Origin of the sequence: Rhodococcus triatomae (genome assembly GCF_014217785.1) — a bacterium.
In the GTDB taxonomy this organism is placed as follows: Bacteria; Actinomycetota; Actinomycetes; order Mycobacteriales; family Mycobacteriaceae; genus Rhodococcus_F; species Rhodococcus_F triatomae.
In genome coordinates, this window is record NZ_CP048814.1 from 1,965,471 (window position 1) to 1,983,081 (window position 17,611).

General features: G+C 70.7%; 18 protein-coding genes. 9 read left to right on the forward strand and 9 right to left on the reverse strand.

The window, feature by feature from the left end; translation table 11 throughout:
* Positions 1-19 precede the first annotated feature (19 nt).
* Positions 20-442, reverse strand: a complete 423-nt coding sequence (locus G4H71_RS09235) for an ankyrin repeat domain-containing protein (protein WP_072737469.1) — start codon at positions 440-442, stop codon at positions 20-22.
* A gap of 93 nt (positions 443-535) precedes the next feature.
* Between G4H71_RS09235 and G4H71_RS09240 the strand changes: the two genes are divergently transcribed.
* The 5 genes from G4H71_RS09240 (at position 536) to G4H71_RS09260 (ending at position 4,649) form a co-directional block, all read left to right on the forward strand.
* A complete protein-coding gene (locus G4H71_RS09240) occupies positions 536-1,624 on the forward strand; it encodes a septum formation family protein (RefSeq protein ID WP_169847140.1) in 1,089 nt (362 codons plus the stop codon).
* Position 1,625: 1 nt separating this feature from the next.
* Positions 1,626-1,976, forward strand: coding sequence for a metallopeptidase family protein (locus G4H71_RS09245; protein WP_072737470.1), 351 nt, complete (start codon positions 1,626-1,628; stop codon positions 1,974-1,976).
* 171 nt (positions 1,977-2,147) lie between these two features.
* Complete coding sequence (locus G4H71_RS09250; RefSeq protein ID WP_072737574.1) at positions 2,148-2,453, forward strand: PE family protein; 306 nt, start codon at positions 2,148-2,150, stop codon at positions 2,451-2,453.
* Between the two features lie 34 nt (positions 2,454-2,487).
* Positions 2,488-3,654, forward strand: coding sequence for a PPE family protein (locus G4H71_RS09255; protein ID WP_072737471.1), 1,167 nt, complete (start codon positions 2,488-2,490; stop codon positions 3,652-3,654).
* Complete coding sequence (locus G4H71_RS09260) at positions 3,651-4,649, forward strand: ESX secretion-associated protein EspG (protein ID WP_246442334.1); 999 nt, start codon at positions 3,651-3,653, stop codon at positions 4,647-4,649. Before G4H71_RS09255 ends, G4H71_RS09260 begins: the two co-directional genes overlap by 4 nt.
* Positions 4,650-4,657: 8 nt before the next feature.
* Here the strand turns inward: G4H71_RS09260 and G4H71_RS09265 are convergent, their stop codons facing one another.
* From G4H71_RS09265 to G4H71_RS09285, 5 genes are all read right to left on the reverse strand, one after another.
* Complete coding sequence (locus G4H71_RS09265; RefSeq protein WP_083343031.1) at positions 4,658-7,720, reverse strand: UPF0182 family protein; 3,063 nt, start codon at positions 7,718-7,720, stop codon at positions 4,658-4,660.
* Between the two features lie 93 nt (positions 7,721-7,813).
* The gene (locus tag G4H71_RS09270; protein WP_139183230.1) at positions 7,814-7,960 is read right to left on the reverse strand and encodes a lipase maturation factor family protein; all 147 of its coding nucleotides are present in this window, start codon (positions 7,958-7,960) and stop codon (positions 7,814-7,816) included.
* 64 nt (positions 7,961-8,024) lie between these two features.
* Positions 8,025-8,696 carry a histidine phosphatase family protein gene (locus tag G4H71_RS09275; protein WP_072737577.1) on the reverse strand — a complete coding sequence of 224 codons (672 nt, stop codon included), beginning with the start codon at positions 8,694-8,696 and terminating at the stop codon, positions 8,025-8,027.
* A 61-nt stretch (positions 8,697-8,757) separates the two neighbouring features.
* Positions 8,758-9,699, reverse strand: coding sequence for a prephenate dehydratase (gene pheA / locus G4H71_RS09280; protein WP_072737472.1), 942 nt, complete (start codon positions 9,697-9,699; stop codon positions 8,758-8,760).
* Between the two features lie 58 nt (positions 9,700-9,757).
* On the reverse strand, positions 9,758-10,498 hold the full coding sequence (locus G4H71_RS09285) for a hypothetical protein (RefSeq protein ID WP_072737473.1): 741 nt from the start codon (positions 10,496-10,498) through the stop codon (positions 9,758-9,760).
* Between the two features lie 98 nt (positions 10,499-10,596).
* Between G4H71_RS09285 and G4H71_RS09290 the strand changes: the two genes are divergently transcribed.
* The 4 genes from G4H71_RS09290 to G4H71_RS09305 all read left to right on the forward strand — a co-directional run bounded on the left by G4H71_RS09290 (position 10,597) and on the right by G4H71_RS09305 (position 14,438).
* The gene (locus tag G4H71_RS09290) at positions 10,597-11,367 is read left to right on the forward strand and encodes a DUF2470 domain-containing protein (protein WP_072737474.1); all 771 of its coding nucleotides are present in this window, start codon (positions 10,597-10,599) and stop codon (positions 11,365-11,367) included.
* A gap of 36 nt (positions 11,368-11,403) precedes the next feature.
* Positions 11,404-12,234 carry a CPBP family intramembrane glutamic endopeptidase gene (locus tag G4H71_RS09295; RefSeq protein ID WP_072737475.1) on the forward strand — a complete coding sequence of 277 codons (831 nt, stop codon included), beginning with the start codon at positions 11,404-11,406 and terminating at the stop codon, positions 12,232-12,234.
* A gap of 98 nt (positions 12,235-12,332) precedes the next feature.
* A complete protein-coding gene (locus tag G4H71_RS09300; RefSeq protein ID WP_246442332.1) occupies positions 12,333-13,703 on the forward strand; it encodes an LCP family protein in 1,371 nt (456 codons plus the stop codon).
* A gap of 135 nt (positions 13,704-13,838) precedes the next feature.
* The gene (locus G4H71_RS09305; protein WP_083343029.1) at positions 13,839-14,438 is read left to right on the forward strand and encodes a ferritin; all 600 of its coding nucleotides are present in this window, start codon (positions 13,839-13,841) and stop codon (positions 14,436-14,438) included.
* A 47-nt stretch (positions 14,439-14,485) separates the two neighbouring features.
* Here the strand turns inward: G4H71_RS09305 and G4H71_RS09310 are convergent, their stop codons facing one another.
* Genes G4H71_RS09310 through G4H71_RS09320 form a run of 3 tightly spaced genes read right to left on the reverse strand, consistent with a single transcriptional unit; the run spans position 14,486 to position 17,253 of the window.
* Positions 14,486-15,403: a DUF5926 family protein gene (locus G4H71_RS09310; protein ID WP_072737476.1), complete on the reverse strand. Its 918-nt coding sequence runs from the start codon at positions 15,401-15,403 to the stop codon at positions 14,486-14,488.
* Between the two features lie 33 nt (positions 15,404-15,436).
* Positions 15,437-16,189: a glycerophosphodiester phosphodiesterase gene (locus G4H71_RS09315; RefSeq protein WP_072737477.1), complete on the reverse strand. Its 753-nt coding sequence runs from the start codon at positions 16,187-16,189 to the stop codon at positions 15,437-15,439.
* Entirely contained in the window at positions 16,186-17,253 is a 1,068-nt protein-coding gene (locus G4H71_RS09320) for a DUF4328 domain-containing protein (protein ID WP_072737478.1), read from the reverse strand. Before G4H71_RS09320 ends, G4H71_RS09315 begins: the two co-directional genes overlap by 4 nt.
* Between the last annotated feature and the right edge of the window lie 358 nt (positions 17,254-17,611).

A 17,611-nucleotide genomic window follows, 5' to 3' on the forward strand; every position in this document is an offset into this window, starting at 1 on the left:
CTCGGCCGACGATCCCGGCTCAGTCCGACCGGGACTCGAGCAGCTCGAGCAGATCCTCCCGACCGAACATCCGGGCCGTGTCCACCGGCGTGGGATGCCCGGCGTCCGGGTCGGCGCCGGCGGCGACCAGCACCCGGACCACGTCGTCCTCCCCCTTGAACAGGGCGCCCGCCAGCGGCGACTGCCCGCGGTCGTTGAGGCGGTCCACGTCGGCGCCGCGCTCGACCAGCGCAGCCACCGCGGTCGGATGCCCGTGGTACGCGGCGAGCATGACGAGCGTGTCGCCCTTCTCGTTGGTCAGGTCGACCGGCACGCCGGCGTCGACATAGGTGACGAGGGTGGCGGCGTCACCGGCACGGGCGGCGTCGAACACGCGTCCGGCCAGTTCCTGGATCTTCGGGTCGACCGGTTCGGCGCCGGCCTGCTCGGGTGTGTCGCTCACAGGTTCCGAAGGTACGCGCCGGGGCGGTCCCCGGATGCCGGTTCGGGCCGCGACCCGCGCCGACTGTCGTGGATCGCGAAGTGAACAGGCATGATGGAGTCGATGTCCGAAGAGCAGCCCGAGAAGCGGTCGCGCCGCGCCGCCGCCAAGCCGCCCCGCACCATGTCGGCGACCACCACTCGTCGTGCACTGATCGCCGTCGCGGTAGGTGCCGTGGTCGCCGCCGTCGCGACCATCGCCATCGCCGGCGGCTTCAACAGCGGCGAGAACCTGCGCCCCAGCGACAACGGGCAGCGATCCGCCGCGACCGGTGACAGCGCGTTCGCCCAGGCCGAGGCGGGTGACTGCCTGAACTGGACCCCCTCGGACGATCCACAGCAGGACCGCCAGGACGTGGCGATCGTCGAGTGCGGCAGCGAGCACCGTTTCGAGGTCGTCGCCCCGCTCGACCTGGCGAACTACCCGGGAGCGGAATTCGGGCCCGGCGCCCGGTATCCCGGGGCGCTCCGCTTCGCGAGCCTGCGCGACGAGCACTGCGTCGCGGCCGTCGACTCCTACCTGGGCTCCGGGTTCGATCCGTACGGCAAGTTCAGCATCGGCCTGATGTTTCCGAGCGAGGCGGCGTGGGGCGAGGGCGACCGCGCGATGCGCTGCGGACTGCAGTACTCGAGCACGGCGGGCACCCTGCTGCCCTTCACCGGCCGCGTCGCAGACCAGGACCAGTCGAACATCTGGGAGCCGGGTACCTGCATCGGCATCAACCAGAACGTGCCGAGCGATCCGGTGGACTGCGCCGAACCCCACGCGTACGAGGTCATCTCGGTCGTCGACCTCAGCACCCAGTTCCCCGGCGCGCTCCCGTCCGTGGAGGATCAGGACCGCTATCTCGAGGGGGTCTGCACGCAGGCGTCCAACGAGTACCTGGGGTCGGCCGACGCACTGCGCGACAAGACGCTCACCCTGTTCTGGGACAACGTCGACGTGGAGAGCTGGCTCGCCGGGAGCCGACGGGTGAACTGCTCCGTGGGCAAGGAACTCGACACCGGCGGGTTCGCCACCGTCACCGGGACAGCCCGCGGCGACATCCTCATCAACGGGCAGCCGCCGGTCCCGCCGCCGCCCGTGCCCGAGGGCCGTTCGCTGCCCACGCCGCTGCCCGGCGCCCCCGCACCGGGGAACTGACATGGCAGTCACGATGACGACCGACCGCTTCGACGAGTTGGTCGGCGAGGCACTCGATCTCATTCCCTCCGCTCTGGCGTCGGCCATCGACAACGTCGTGGTCCTGGTGGAGGCACGCAACGAGGACGACCCCCACCTTCTGGGGCTCTACCAGGGGGTCGCCCTCACCGAGCGGGACAGTCACTACGGCGGATCGCTGCCGGATACCATCACCGTCTACCGCGACGCACTGCTCGACATGTGCGGATCCGAGGAGGAGGTCGTGGAAGAGGTGGCGATCACCGTCATTCACGAAGTTGCGCACTACTTCGGGATAGACGAAGATCGCCTACACGAGCTCGGCTGGGGATGACGGTTTCCGGGTGATCCGGAATCGGGGGGAACCGACGAGCAACCGCCGGCGTCCAATGATGTGGAGGCCGGGGGACACCGGTCGTTTCGCGGGGGGAACACCTTCCGCATCGTCGAGGTACAGCACGCACGACGTACCGCACCGTACGAGGTGCAGAAGGGGTTCCGACGCATGGCGCTCTTGCAGGTCTCACCCGAAGCTCTCATCGCAGCAGCCGTCGAGCTGGACACACTCGCGGCCCGTCTGGAGACGGCCGTCGCCGGGGCGAGCCCCGCGCTGCGCCCGTTGCCGTCCGGGAGCGAAGAGGTCTCGCTCCACGCGACCGGCTACTTCCACACGGTCGCCAATTCCTTCACGCCCGCCATCGCGCAGGGCATCGCGGAACTGCGGGCCACCGCCGCTACTCTCAAGCAACAGGCCGCCAACTACGTCGCCCAGGATCTGACGCACGGCGGCTCGATCTCGTCGATCATGTGACCGTGTCGGTCACGAATACCAGGGGGAACGCATCATGACTTTGGGACTCACCGGCGTCATCTGGCTGCCGCGCGGAGCCACCGTCAACTCGACGACGCTGATCAGCGGCGCGGGGCCGGTGCCGCTGAGCACGGCATCCGCGGCGTGGGGTGCGTTGGCGGGGGCCTTCACCGACGCACACACCACGTTGCTCCGGGTCACCGCCGAGCTGGCCGCCGGATGGCAGGGCACCGCATCCGTCGCCGCGATCGCCAAGATCACCCCGTTCACGATCTGGACGGCGGAGTGCATCGAGCTCGCGGCGGACACCGCCGCGAAGGCCGGTTTCCAGGCCGGCGCGTACACGACCGCGGCTCTCGTGATGCCGAGCATCCCGGAGATCGTCGCGGTCAAGACCGCGAAGACCACGGCGTACAGCACCGGTGGCGCACTCAACGGCACCGCGGCCGTGGCGGAGGCCGCAGATCGTGCCATGGACATCCGCGCGGGCATCGTGATGGAGACGTACGAGGCGGCTTCCAACGTGCTGGCACTCAAGCGCTCGTTCCGTCAGCCGCCGAGGATCGTCACCTCCGCGGATGCGGAGAGTTCCAAGTTCGACGACGCCGGTGACTGGGAGCGCGACCCCGTCGGCGCCGGCCTCGCCGCGCTCGCCGCAGCAGGACAGAACCCGGCACTCACCACCGCGGCGTCCCAGGCGGGCAGCGTCGCGACCTCGGCGGCCTCGACCGCGACGTCCGCGGTCGGCAACATCGGCGGCGCCGCGTACAGCGCCTCGCAGTCCTCGCAGTCGATGATGCCGGGCGCTCCCATGCTCGGTGGTCTCGGCGGCGCCGGAAACGGCGCGGCATCGACATCCGCCATGTCCCATCGCGGCGGCGTCGGTGCTGTCGGTGCGATCGGCGGCGCGGCCCTGCCCGAGGGCTGGGGCAAGGTCGACGGCACACAGGGCGCTCGCGGACCGGCCGGGGGTGCCCCCGGGGTGCTCGGCGGCGAGATGCGCACCGATGCAGCAGGCACCCGTCCCGCGGCCGGCGGCAGCATGATGCCCGCGCGGCCCGTGGGAGCCCACGGCTCCTCGGACGACGGCGACGAACGCGACACCCCGGACTACCTGAAGAACTTCGAGCACTTCGCCGACGGCCGCACCGTGATCCCCTCGGTGATCGGCGGCACGCCGGACCAGCGGGGCTCGCGGTGATCGACCTGGGAACGGGGCATCCCGCCGTCCACACCACCCGCCGCGAGACCGTCCCGGCAGCGCCCGTACCCGAGCCGACGCAGGAACAGAGCGCACCGGCACGGGAGCAGCCTCGGGCCGAGCCCGGGATCGACGGCCCTGCACCCACGTACGGCACGGTCGATCCCACCCGCGTTGCGGGAATTGATCCCACCCGCGTTGCGGGAATTGATCTCGGCACGGGCGGGGCGCCGTCGATGTCGGCGGTGACGCTCTCCCTCGACGAGGCGAACTATCTGGTCGACAAGCTCGATCTGGATCAGCTGCCGGTCGTCCTCGACGTCCTCGGCCGTTTCGACACGGTGGACGAGCGCGACGACGCGCATCGGGCCGCGGCGGCATCGCTGGATTCCCGTGGCCTCGCCCGGTACGGCACGCCGCTACCGGAACTGGCCGAATGGCTCCGCGTCGTCGCCCGACCCCGTTGGGAGATCGCGCTGCGCTGGCACGTCGACGGCGTCGTCTCCCGACTGTGTCTGTCGCGCGGCGACGACTACTCGGTGCTCACGCTCCGGGCCGGCGATTCCCTGGTCGTCCAGGATCCGGGCGCGGATCCTCTCGGAGCAGTGGCGGGTGCGATCGGGTCGCAGCCGCCCATGCAGTTCGGAGCGATCAACGCGCCCACGGCCCAGCTGTCCGAGGCGTTCGACGAGGCCGCTACGCCCCAGTCACTCACCAACCGGCTCGGCACGCTCGGCGCAGGGCCGGACGACGCCGCGGCGGTGGCCCGCGCGATGGTCGGGTGCAGCACGTTCGCGGAGATCGTCGGCATCGTCTACGGCGACGGCAAGTACGACCCTCTCGACGGACCGGTCACCGTGTTCGACACCGAACTCGGTCGCATCGTCGGGACGTCGAGCACGTCCGCGCACGGTGTCGCGTGGTCCTCGCTGAGTCCCGGTACCCCTGCCCGGCTACGTCAGGCGCTCGAGGGGCTCGTCGACCGCCTGGTCTGACCGCTCTCTCACCCGCCCGCATCGAGGTAGGCGTCGATCGCCCGTTGCAGGCGGTCGAGCGCGATTCCGTATGCGGTGAAGTCGCCCCGGTGCTGTGCATCGCGGGCGCTCGCCATCGCCGTTTCGAGTTCACGGGCTGCGGCGGCCAGTTCGGTGGTCGGTGCCGCGGGGACGGGCGGGCCGACCCCGTCCGTGGGAGCCTCCGTCCCGTCCTGGGGACTCGCCGCGTCCGGAGCCGCCTCCTCCATCGCCTCGGCCGGCAACTCGCGCTGCGGCGCGGCGTCTCCGCCGGGCGGTGTGGCCATCCGTCCCGTTCCCCCGCCGAACACCTGGTCCAGCGCCTCGGCGAGAGTCGGGGCGTAGCCGACCCGCACGCCGCCGGTTCCCGGCTCGCGATAGCTCACGAGCATCCGGGACAGCTGCGGGAAGGTCGAGCCGTTGGTGGCCGCGGACAGTCGCTCGGTGTACAGCGGTTCGACGTACAGGATGCCGCCGTCGGAGATCGGCAGCGTGAGCAGATTGCCGTAGTGGATCCGGTTGGACCGCTCGAGCAGGGTCCGCTCGGAGGCGACGCGGGTGTCGGAGATCATCGAATTCTGCGTCTGCTGCGGACCCTGCGTCTGCGTGTCGGTCGGCAGCCTCAGCGCCTCGATCCGCCCGTAGTTCTCCGGATCGGACTCCACCGAGAGGTAGGCGGACAGGAATTCGCGGTTGAAGCCGACCATCGCGCTCACCAGCCGGAACGAGGGTTCCGTCGTCTCCCGGTCGCCGAGGAGCACGTAGTACGGCGGCTGAGTGGGATTGGCCTCGACGGTCGGGTCGCTGGGAACGGACCAGAACGCGTTGTTGGTGAAGAACTCCCGCGGGTCGTCGACGTGGTACTTGGCGAGCAGCTGCCGCTGGACCCGGAACACGTCCTCCGGATAACGGAAGTGCGCCCGCAGTTCGTCGGACACGGTGTCCTCCGGTTGCACGGTTCCCGGGAAGGCCTTCATCCACGCGTCGAGGACGGGATCCTCGGTGTCGTTCTGGTACAGCGTCACCGTCCCGTCGTAGGCGTCGACGGTGGCCTTCACGGAGTTGCGTACGTAGGACACCTCGCGCACGGCGGTGCGGGTGCCCGCCACGGGATCCGCCGGTTCGGTGAGCACCGACCGCTGTGCGTACGGATAGTGGTCGAGGGTCGTGTATCCGTCGACGATCCACACGATCCGCCCGTCGACGACGGCCGGGTACGGGTTGCCGTCGGTGGTGAGCCACGGCGCCACCATCTCGACCCGTTGGCGGGGGTCCCGGTTGAAGATGATCTTCGATTCGGAGCCGATCACGCCGGAGAACAGGATGTTGCGTTCGGTGTACCTGGCGGCGAACGCGAGCCGGTTCAGCCAGTTCCCGACCGGCACGCCACCCGAACCCGTGTAGGTGTACTGGGAGGTGTCCGTGTCGTACTCGCGCGGCGGCTCCCCCGGCTCCCCGCCGACGATCGCGTAGTCGGCCTCACCGCCGGCGATCAGCTCGCCGTAGTAGACCCGCGGCTGTTCGACGGGGATCAACTGCCGCCCGGTGGCCTGGGACGCGATGTCGCTCACCGCGTAGATCGGATACCCGCTGTCACTGCCCGCACCGCCGTCGGTGGCGTCCCGCACGGCCGCGTTCACCCGGTTCGCCGGTGCCGCGACGAATCCGTTGCCGTGGGTGTACACCGAATGGCGGTTGACCCACTGAGTCTGGTTGCCGCTGAGGCTTCCCGGTGACAGCTCGCGGACGGCGACGACGTAGTCACGGAGTTCGCCGTTCACCTCGTACCGATCGACGTCGAGGGTCGGGGTGAATCCGTAGAAGTTCTTGAGCTGCTGCTGCTGGGTGAATGTCCGCGACAGCACCGTGGGATCGAGGATGCGCACGTTCGCAAGGGTCGTGGCGTCCGCGGGCACCTCGCGGGGTGGCCGGGTGCCGATGCCCGGATAGTCCACGGTGTGGACGCGATCGTCCCCGATCCGGTAGGCCTGCCGCGTCGCCTCGATGTTGCGTTCGATGTACGGGCTCTCCCGGTCGGCGGCGTTGGGCCGTACCGAGAACTGTTCGACGGTGAGCGGCCACACCCCGCCCACCAGTACGGACGAGAGCACCAGCAGTGACAGTGCCATCGCGGGCAGGCGCAGGTCCCGGACGATCAGGGTGGCGAAGAACGCGAGCGCACAGAGCACGGCGATGGCGAACATGATGGTGCGCGCGGGCAGCACCGCGGTGATGTCGGTGAACCCGGCGCCGGTGAAGGTGGGTTCCTTGCGACCGCTCCACAACAGCGAATATCGGTCCAGCCAGTAGGCAACTGCCTTGAGCAGGATGAAGGTGCCCGCGATGGCGGTGAGCTGGATGCCGGCGGCGCGGGTGAAGGGGAACGAGCGCTCGCGGGAGCGGTCTCCGGACCGCCCCAGGTTGGCCGGCAGGCGGACGCCACCGAAGAGGGCGTGTGTCGCGAGGGACGCGCAGAACGCGAAGAAGACCGCGAGGAACAGCCAGTTGAGGACGGAGCGGTAGAACGGCAGGTCGAAGACGTAGAACCCGATGTCGTGGCCGAACTCGGCGTCGGTGGCACCGAAGGAACCACCGTGCAGGAACAGATGGACCATCGTCCAGTTGGCCTGTGCGGCGAGACCGACCGGGATGCCCAGCAACAGGGCGACTCCGGCCGCATACGTCTTGGGGCGCCGCATCGCCGTGGTCCGGGCGGACGCGACGGGATCGTCCTGCGAGGCCCGCGGGGCGAAGATCGGGCGCGCCCGGTAGGCGAGCATCACGGCGAGGAAGATCGGCCCGGCGACGAGTCCGGTGACCACGACGAAGAGCAGTAGTCGCGTGACGAGGACGGTGCCCCACACCTGGCGGAAGCCCACTTCGCCGAACCACAACCAGTCGGTGTACACCGCGACGAAGCGGGGCACGATCAGCAGGGCCGCGACGAGGGCCACCAGTACCACGACGATCCGGCGGCGACCCCGCGTCAGTTCGGGCGGACCCTCACCCGGGCCCAGCCGCCTGGGGCCCCTCGGTCCCTCGGTGCCCTGCATGCCCTTCTCCGTTCGGACGGGGGGAGGCTCTGCCGCGCCTGTTTCGCCCGATTCTACGTGTCGATGTGACGGGGCACACACGACCCGGCATCGTCACAGCTCGAACCGGACCCACCACGCGCCGGCCTCCCGGCGTTCGCGTCGGGTGGAGAAGCGGTACCGGTACATCCGGGCGCGCACGTGGGCCGGTGGCCGGGCGGCAGGGGGTTCGTCCGAACAGCCGAAGAGTCTGCGAATCACCCTCGTCGAGACGCTGCAGGAACCGGCCGAAGCACCTCGTCAGGAGGATGAGCCGCGCAGTGCGTCAGCCCATCGGATCGTCGGCACCCGGAATCACCCGGTGCTCGAACGGCGGGCCGATGCGGCCCCATCGCACGCACTGCCAACCGCCGTCGGCGGCGGGGGCGAGCTCGATCGACTCGGTGTTGGCGAGGTGATTGTTGGCCGCGAACAGTCCGGGCACCCGGCCCAGTCGGGCGGCCACGAGCCGGATCGCGGCCCCGTGGCTGACCACCACCACGTCGCCGGAGGCCGCCGGGTCCTCGAGGTACTCCTCCCGGAGCGAGTCGACGACGGGGACGAAACGGTCGAGGATGTCGAGCGCCGATTCGCCGCCCGGAACACGCGCACCCAGTTCGCCCGTGTGCCACAGGTGATAGGTCTTCATGAACAGCTGGTGCGATTCCTCGTCGCTGCGATCCTCGAGATCGCCCGCCTGCGCCTCGTGCAGCCCCTCCCGCACCTGAGCCTCGAGGCCCGCCGCTGTCTCGACGGGCTGCGCCGTCTGGCGGGCGCGCAGCGCCCGGGACGAGACGAGGGCGGCCGCCGATGCCCGCTCCGCCAGGCTCACTCCCAGACGCCGCGCCTGCTCGAGGCCCTCCTCGGTGAGGCGGGCACCCGGCAACCGGGTGTCCAGGCGACGCGCCACGTTCGCCTCGGTCTGGCCGTGCCGGACCAGGATCAGCCTTCCACTCACGACTCGTATCCCGCCTTTCCGTTCCCTGACCCGACCGACGGTCTCGGTGACCACCCCGCTGTCACGACTCTGCGCCTCCGGACCTCATCTGCTCAACCCAACGCCGCGCGTCGTCGTCCGATTCCGGTGGCGGTCCGCTCGGCGCCGTCGCCGGCCACGAACCGAGGAAGCGCACCCGCGACTTGCGATGCAGTGCCCGGAACGCCTCGGCGACCAGCGGATCGTCGATGTGCCCGACGCAGTCGACGAAGAAGCGGTACGTGCCGAAATCGGTGCGGGTGGGTCGCGACTCGATCCGGGTCAGGTCGATTCCGCGGAGAGCGAATTCAGAGAGCACCGCGACGAGCGAACCCGGAGTGTTGTGGGGTTCGAGCACCACCGACGTGCGGTCGCCGCCGGTGCGCTCGGGCACGGGGGCCGGGCGGGTGACCAGGACGAACCGGGTTCGGGCTCCCCGGACGTCGGCGACGTCGTCCGCGAGGCTGTGCAGGCCGAACAGCTGCCCGGCCAGTGCCGTCGACACGGCGGCATCGGCCGCGCCCGCGGCGACGTCTTCCGCGGCGCCCGCGTTCGACGACGCATTCTCGATCCGGGCAGCAGGGCAGTTCTCCTCGAGCCACTGCCGCACCTGCGCGCCGGCCACCGGGTACGCGCGCACCGTCCGAACCTGGCCGAGATCGGTGATTCCCTCCCGCGCGAGGATGGAGAAGCTCACGTCCAGTTCGGTCTCGGCGACGATCTGCAACCGGTCACCCGCGGCGAGCGCATCGAGTGTCGGAACGACGCCTCCCTCGACGGAACTCTCGATCGGCACCACGGCGCCCTCCACCGTTCCGGCGCGCACCTCGGCGAGCGCGGCAGGCGGGCTGGCACACGAGACCCGCTCGACACCGCCCGTGCCGGTGTCGGGAGCGCCGGCGGCGAGAATGCCGAGCGACTCGAGGCGCGCGAGGGCCATCTCGGTGAATGTTCCGGAGGGTCCGAAGTAGGCGATGCGGGGCACGCTACGAGATTACGCATCGCCGGTCCCGCGGCCGGTGCAATCGCGTGCGATCGACGACTCAGGGCGCCCCGAGTCCCAGCTCGTCGAACATCGCCAGTACGGGTTCGGCATCCGGTACCTCGACCCCGGTCAGCACCTCGCGCACGGCACCGCCGGCCTCGGGACTCAACGCGGTCAGGACGGTGGGATCGGGCGAGTCGAGCGCCTGCCGCGTGTCGTCCCCGCGCAACGCGGCGACGGTGCCGCACAGCAACGCGAGGACGTCCTGCGGCCCACGGGCCCGGGCGACGTAGCCGACGTCGCTGTGCGCGAGGACGGACAGGAAATCCGAGATCTCGGCGGGCGACGTCGCGGCCGGGAGCCCCGGGATGCGGCCCGCGGCAACGATCCGTTCGGCGGCGGCAGCCGGCGCGACATCGCCGACGAACACCGCGAGCGGCGCCGGCACGCGCACCGCGAGCGCTTCCGCCAGATCGGCTTCCTCGCAGTCGAGGTCGAATCGCACCGCCTCGTAGCGGGCGGGATGCGCGGCCCGCAGCCGAGCGGGATCGGTGTCCAGGCGGACGACGACGCGACCCGCATCGGCCCCTACGACGCGACCCGCATCCACCCCTATGACGCGACCCGCATCCACACCACCACCCCCACCACCGACGAGCTCCGTGGCAGACAGCACCGGCAGTACGTCGCGCACCCTCCCGGCACCGATCGCCGCAGGTACGGCGAGCAATCCGGCGGTCAGCGGACGCGGCTCACGTGGCGGCAGACCGAGGGTGAGCGGGACGGGAGGGGTAGCCACTCGCTTCACCGTAGTCGGGAAATTCGCGCTCGAGTGTTGCGGGAACCACTTCATACCCTTAGGTTAGGTTTACCTTAACGACGACCCGAGGGGGCAGCATGACCGCGACGACCATCGCACCGTCCACCGCAGAGCGGGTCCGCAGCGCGTGTGCCGTCAATCAGGACGCCGTCCTCGCGATCGACGGCACCGATCCCACCCCCATCTCGCTGCACCACCTGCAGTCGAACGGCGACGTCGCCATCGCGGTACCGCATCGCTCGGCCGCCGACATGATCACCCGGGTGACCGGCGGCCTCCCCGCCGTCCTCGAGGTCACCGACCGCTCGCCACTGGAACTGCGCGAACCGGTCCGGTCCCTGGTCTGGCTGCGCGGCACGCTGCACCGCGTCTGCGCGTCGCACACCCGCGAGATCGCCGACGAGGTCGCCTCGGAGTTCCCCAGCGGAGCACTGCTGGAACTCGGCCACTCCACGGTGCTGCTGATCCTGCGGGTCTCGTCCGCCGTCGTCGCCGACGCCAGCGGGGCCGAGCCGGTGTCGGTCGACGACCTGCTCGCCGCCGAGCCGGACCCGTTCTGGGAAGTCGAGACGGCCTGGCTGCAGCATCTCGACACCGATCACCGGGCCCTGATCGACCTGCTCTCCCGCAAGCTGCCGCCGCACCTGCGGCGCGGTCACGTACGCCCGCTGGCGATCACCCGGTACGGGCTACGCCTGCGCGTCGAGGACGATTCCGCGACCGTCGGCGGCGACCGCGACGTGTGGATGCCGTTCTCGATGCCGGTCTCCGACGCCACCGGCCTGAGCCGCGCGCTGCGCACCCTCGTCGGCTGCCCGTTCGTGAACGGCCTGCGCGCCCGCCCCTGACGTACGGCCCGCCCGAACGCGACTAGCGTTCCTCAGGTGATCTCTCGCCCTGCGATCCCGGCAGCAGTGTCCGCATGGCTGCGCCCGGCGCCGCCCCCGCGTACCGATCCGGCGCTCACCGCACCGCAGCGCCGCGCCCTGTGGGTCGAGATCACGATCGTTCTGCTGATCACCTTCGGCCTCAGCGGCCTGTCCGGGCTGCTGTCCCTCGCCGAATCGCTCCTGACGCCCGGCAGCCTCGCCGAGCAGACCGTCGCACTCAACGTCCCGCGCGCGTCACATCCCCTGCTCGACCTGGCACGGCAGCTCCTCGGTGTGGTCCGCCTGCTCGCCTGGGGCGCGCTCGGGCTGTACCTGCTGTGGCGCAGCGGTCTCGGTCCCCGAGCCATCGGCTTCGGCCGCCCCGTCGTGCGCCCGGACGTGACCCAGGGCGTCGGGCTCGCCGCGCTCATCGGGATTCCCGGACTCGCCCTGTACCTCGCCGCGCAGGCCGTCGGCGCGAACCTCACCGTCGCACCGAGCACGATCGACGACCACTGGTGGCGGCTGCCCGTGCTCGTGCTGTGGGCGATTGCCAACTCCGGGGCCGAGGAGATCCTCGTCGTCGCGTACCTGCTCTCCCGCCTGCGCCGGCTCGGCTGGGGCGAGAACTCCTCGCTGCTCGCGTCCGCGCTGCTGCGCGGCAGCTACCACCTCTACCAGGGCTTCGGCGGTGGAGTCGGCAACGTCGTCATGGGCCTGGTCTTCGGCCGGTACTGGCAGAAGACGAACCGGCTGTGGCCGCTGGTGATCGCGCACGCTCTCATCGACGCCGTCGCCTTCGTCGGCTATGCGGCGCTGCGCGGACGCGTCGGCTGGATCCCCTGACCGGCCGGTGACGTTCCCGACGAGTATCGATGTGCGGTGTTCCCGGCGCACCGTCCGCGGGCACAGGGCAGCCGGGCACGGGACAGTACAGTCGTGACGTGACCGGAGACCGCCCCTACCAGCCGCCGCGCGATCCGCGCGGTCGTGACGCGCGGGACGGCAGGCGCACGCCGCCACCTCCACCACACGCTCCCCCGCCCGGCCGGGTACCGCCGAGGCGCGGGGCACCCCCGCCATCACCGCCCGAGGGCACGCAGGTCATCCGGCGCGACGGCCGCGCCGGAGGCCCACCGCCGCCACCGCCGCAACAGGCGTGGTCGCAGGCCCCGCCGCCGCGCTACGCCCCGAACCCGGATCGGCCGGGGCCGGCCGACCCGTACCGCACCCCGCCACGCCGGGACCAGCCGTACCGCCGCCCCGAACCACCCCGCGAACGGCCGTACCGGCGCACGCCGGACGACTACCGCCGTCCGCCGCCTGCCGCACCCCCGGCGCCACCGGCACCTCCCCGGCCCAGGCGCCGTCCCCGCTGGGGTCGACGTCTCGGCGTCCTGGCGCTGGCTCTCGCCGTCGTGTTGGTGGGCACCGTCGTCTACCTGGACCGGTCACTGAACCGGATCGATGCCCTCGCCGACTACCCCGACCGGATCGGCGACACCCCCGGCACCAACTGGCTGCTCGTCGGCTCCGACTCCCGCGCCGGCCTGACCCCCGAGCAGGAGGCGGCCCTCGCCACCGGCGGCGAGACGGGTCCGGACCGCACCGACACGATCATCGTGATCCACGTCCCCAGCAGCGGCGGCCCGACGACGATGGTGAGCCTGCCCCGGGACTCCTACGTGTCGATTCCCGGATACGGCCAGGACAAGATCAATGCGTCCTTCGCCATCGGTGGTCCACAATTGCTGGTGCAGACCGTCGAGCAGGCGACCGGCCTGCACATCGACCACTACGCCGAGATCGGCTTCGGCGGGTTCGCCGGGATGGTCGACGCCGTGGGTGGGGTCGAGATGTGCCTCGAACAGCCGATCGTCGACCCCCTCGCGGGGATCGACCTGCCCGCCGGGTGCCAGAAGCTGGACGGCCCGCAGGCATTGGGATTCGTGCGCACCCGGGCGACCGCCCTCGCCGACATCGACCGGATGAACAACCAGAGGATGTTCATGTCCGCCCTGCTGTCGAAGGCGACGAGCCCCACCACCCTGCTCAACCCGTTCCGGATGTTTCCCCTCGCCTTCGACACCGTCGCGTCTCTGAAGGTGGACCAGGGCGACCACATCTGGCACCTGGCACGGCTCGCGTGGGCCATGCGGGGAGAGGTCGTCACGACAACCGTGCCGATCGGCGGCTTCACCGACAACGGCTCCGGCAACGTCGTGCTGTGGGATCGCGAACGTGCCATCGAGTTCTTCGACACACTCGCCGACGACCGCCCGCTGCCTCCGGAATTGATCACCACGGGGCAGTGACCGAGAAACCACGGCGGTCACCGACTACCACGGGGGCGATCGACCAGCGACTCGGATGCATTCTTGTGAAAGCCTAAGCACAATAAGGCGAAACTGAGCTCGAGGGCGTTTTTCCGGTCGCCTAGGTTGGCTTCCATGAGCATCGAAGCAACCGCACAGCACACCCACGATTCCGGTGCACCCGTCCCCGACGTCAGCGTCATCGCACCGAGCTCGACATTCCTGTCGCTGCTGCAGGAACAGATCCGCAACGAGTTCAACGCCTCGCACCAGTACGTCGCGACGGCCGTGTGGTTCGACAACGAGGACCTGCCGCAGCTGGCGAAGTTCTTCTACAAGCAGGCCGTCGAAGAGCGCAACCACGCGATGATGATCGTGCAGTACTTCCTCGACCGCGGTATCGCCGTCGACCTCGGGGGCGTGGACCCGGCCGTCTCCGGATTCGAGGTTCCCCGCGAGGCGATCTCACTGGCACTCGAGCAGGAGAAGGCCGTCACCGAGCAGATGATCCGCCTCGCCCGCACCGCCCGCGACGAGGGCGACTACATCGGTGAGCAGTTCATGCAGTGGTTCCTCAAGGAGCAGGTCGAGGAGGTCTCGAGCATGACCACCCTGCTGACCATCGCCGACCGCGCCGGCCGCGACCTGTTCCACATCGAGGACTTCGTCGCGCGCGAGATGAAGGCCGCCGACGGCACCCCGGGTGCCCCGGAGACCGCCGGCGGCTCACTCTGACGTGCCGCGGCGCCACCCGGTGCTACCGCGCCGCCGCCCGATCGGTGCTACCGCACCAGGGTGACCTGACGGCCGCGTAGGCCGTCGCGGGCGCGCCGCTCGGCACTCGTCAGCGGCGCGTCCACGGCGAGGGCCTCCTCGAGCCGTCGGGCGAGGGCGATCAGCCCCGGCGCCCACTCGTCGGGGTGCTTCTCGCGGTCGAGATCGAACACCGGAACCAGCAGGCCCTGGGTACGGAACGATCCCGCGAAGCGGGAACCCTCACCGAGATGCAGGTCGCCGGTGGCGTGGACACGGGCGAGCGCGAGCATCAACTCGTCCTCGTCCTCCGGCCGGACCCAACGGATGTGGGCCTTCTCGCCGGCATCGACCCACCAGGCCGCCACGACGCCGTCTCCCTGCACCCGCGCGGAGGGCATGATCGCCTCGTTCGCGTGCTGCACGGTCGCCGCCACGTCGGCGGCCGGCTCGACGCCTTCCGGAATCCACCAGTCGAAGTTCTGGTGCACGGTGATGTCCAGCTGCGCATCGGGGTCGATCAGGTCGGCCAGCGCCGGTGTCTCGTCGCCGGGCTGCGCGGCCTGCAGGGACTCACCGGCCTCCGCGGTCTGCGCCCACGCGATCGAGGCGGCGAGGTCGCCACCGAGATCGTCCGAGTACACCTGGACCTGGACGCCGACGAAACCTTCCGGATCGTCACCCACCTCACGCACCAGGGCCGCGACGGCACCGGGAAGCACCGTGGCCACCGTGACCGAACGGGCCGGGTCACGCAGCGGGAGCACCGCCGTCGCCGACGGCACGAACTCGCGCATCGCCACCAGATCGCACTCCGCAGCGATTCCCGCGAAAGGCCTGGTCACCGCCGTGGCGGCGAGCTCGCGCTCGGCTTCGCGGCGAGCCAGCTTCTCGGCGCGTTCGCTCCCGAACCTCGGACCACTGTTTCTCTTGCTCTTCTTTCCCACGAGTCCGAAACCTACACGCCGGGGTCGGCCGCGTCAGGAAGCCAGCCAGTTCTTGGTGCGGCCCGGGTGATTGGTGGCGACCCAGCCGACGCCCAGTTCGCGGCACAGTTCGACGTCGGCGCGGTCGTCGACGGTCCAGCAGTAGGTGGCCCGTCCGGCGGCCGCGGCCTTGTCCACGGTGTCGGGGTGCTCACGCAGGGTCTTGACCGACGGCCCGACCGCGGTGGCCCCGACGGTGGTGGCCGCGCTGCCGCCGAGATAGCGGGCGGACTCACCGAGCAGCACCGTCGGCAACAGCGGCGCCGACCGCCGCACACGCCATACCGCGGCAGCCGAGAACGACATCACGACGGCCCGGGCATGGGCAGCCGACGCCGGCGTGGAGATGCCGAACCGGGCGAGCGCCGCGAGCACCTTGCTCTCGACGAGCGAACCGAACCGCACCGGATGCTTGGTCTCGACGAACAGTTTCACCGGGCGCTCGGTCCAGGAGAGGGCGAGCTCGACGAGCGTGTCCAGGGTGAGCAGCTCCGCCGGGACGTCCGGGGTGCCGTAGTTGAACTCGCGGAGCTCGGCGAGCGTCGACTCGCTGACCACACCCGACCCGTCGGACGTCCGGTCCACGGTGCGGTCGTGTACGCACACGAGGTGGCCGTCCCTGGTGAGCCGGACGTCGCATTCGAGCCCGTCCGCGCCTTCCCGCAGGGCCAGCTCGTATGCGGCCAGGGTGTGCTCCGGCAGGGCGGCGGACGCCCCACGGTGGGCGACGACGAGCGGTTCCCTCACGCGGCGGCTCCGTCACGTGAGCGGGCGTCGCCGCCGGCCGCGGTGTCTTCGCCGCCGGCCGCGGTGTCTTCGCCGCCGGCCGCGGTGTCTTCGCCGCTGGACGCGGTGTCTTCGCCGCTGGACGCGGTGTCTTCGCCGCTCGTTTCCGTGACCGCTTCCCGCACGCCGGGAGGCGCCTGCACCCAGCGGGTGGGCCGCGCCTCGCTCCCGCGCCAGGTGCGGCGTTCGATCCGGTGGATCATCGCGGCGGTGACCGTCGCGGTGGCCGCGGCGACCAACGCCGTGAAGGCGGCGAGCAGCACTCCGTCCGCCATCGCCTGCAGAGACGTGCGGAATCGCCACACCCAGTTGACGACGAGGAGCAGGCCCCCGAGCACCCACGTCGCCCACCACACTCGGACGAGGAGCAGCGCGCGGGGATCACGCCGCACGATCTCGAGCAGGTAGACGGCGGGCATCACCAGGTTGAGGCCGGGCACCGCGCAGCCGAGCACGACGGCACCCGTCGATCTCGGGTCACGGACGCCCTCCGCCGCGAACGTCCGGCGCCGCGCGCGCAGCAGCCAGCACACACAGCAGACACCGGTGGCGACGGCCAGCAGGACCCCTGCCGCCCCGGCCACGATGACGGCAGCGTCGGACGCGGCGAGCAGCATCGGGTCGACGAGCCGAGTGCGGTTGCGGACGAGGATCCCGTACCGCGCGAGTTCCGCCACGGCCGCGAGCAGATAAGCCCCCGCGGTCCACAGGGCGAAGACGGCGGCGTTCTCCGCGGCGGCGGCCGCCCAGTCGCGACGGGCCGGAGCCGCAGCGACGTGGTCCTGGAGGCCCCACCGCGGAATCTCGGTGTAGCGCGGTGTCGGGGAGGGGCCACGGCTTCCGGTGCCCCGCGGCTTCGCACGCAGCGACGGTGGCCGGGCGATCCAACGGAACGATCGCCCCTGGGGCCGGTCCGCCCGGAACGGCGCGAGCAGGACACCGTGACATTTCGGGCACCACTGCATGGGACGGCCCTGGTTCTGCCACCGCGTGGCGCACCGTGCGCACACCTGGATGTTGATCATCCAGGTGTCCCCTTCGTCCCCGACCGAGTCACGGCGCCGATTCTGTCACGTCCCGAGCGATGCGGCAGGCATCCGGCTTCCCGGACGCACTCACGGATCCGCGACCGGAAGCCGGGGAATCAGACGAATGGGAGACGCCCCGCCCCGCACACCAAGCCGATGTCGCCGACACTCCTCCACGGGAGAATCCGGGTGAACGACGTGTTAATTGTGTGACCCACGTCATCGATTTTCGGAGCTTATCCACAGTATCCACAGGTTCATCCCCAGATTTGGGGATGTTTTCGGGACGGTGTGCACAGGTCAGGCGCCGTGGTTCGGCGTCGGTCCACCATCCTGTGCACCGCGCGGTCCACAA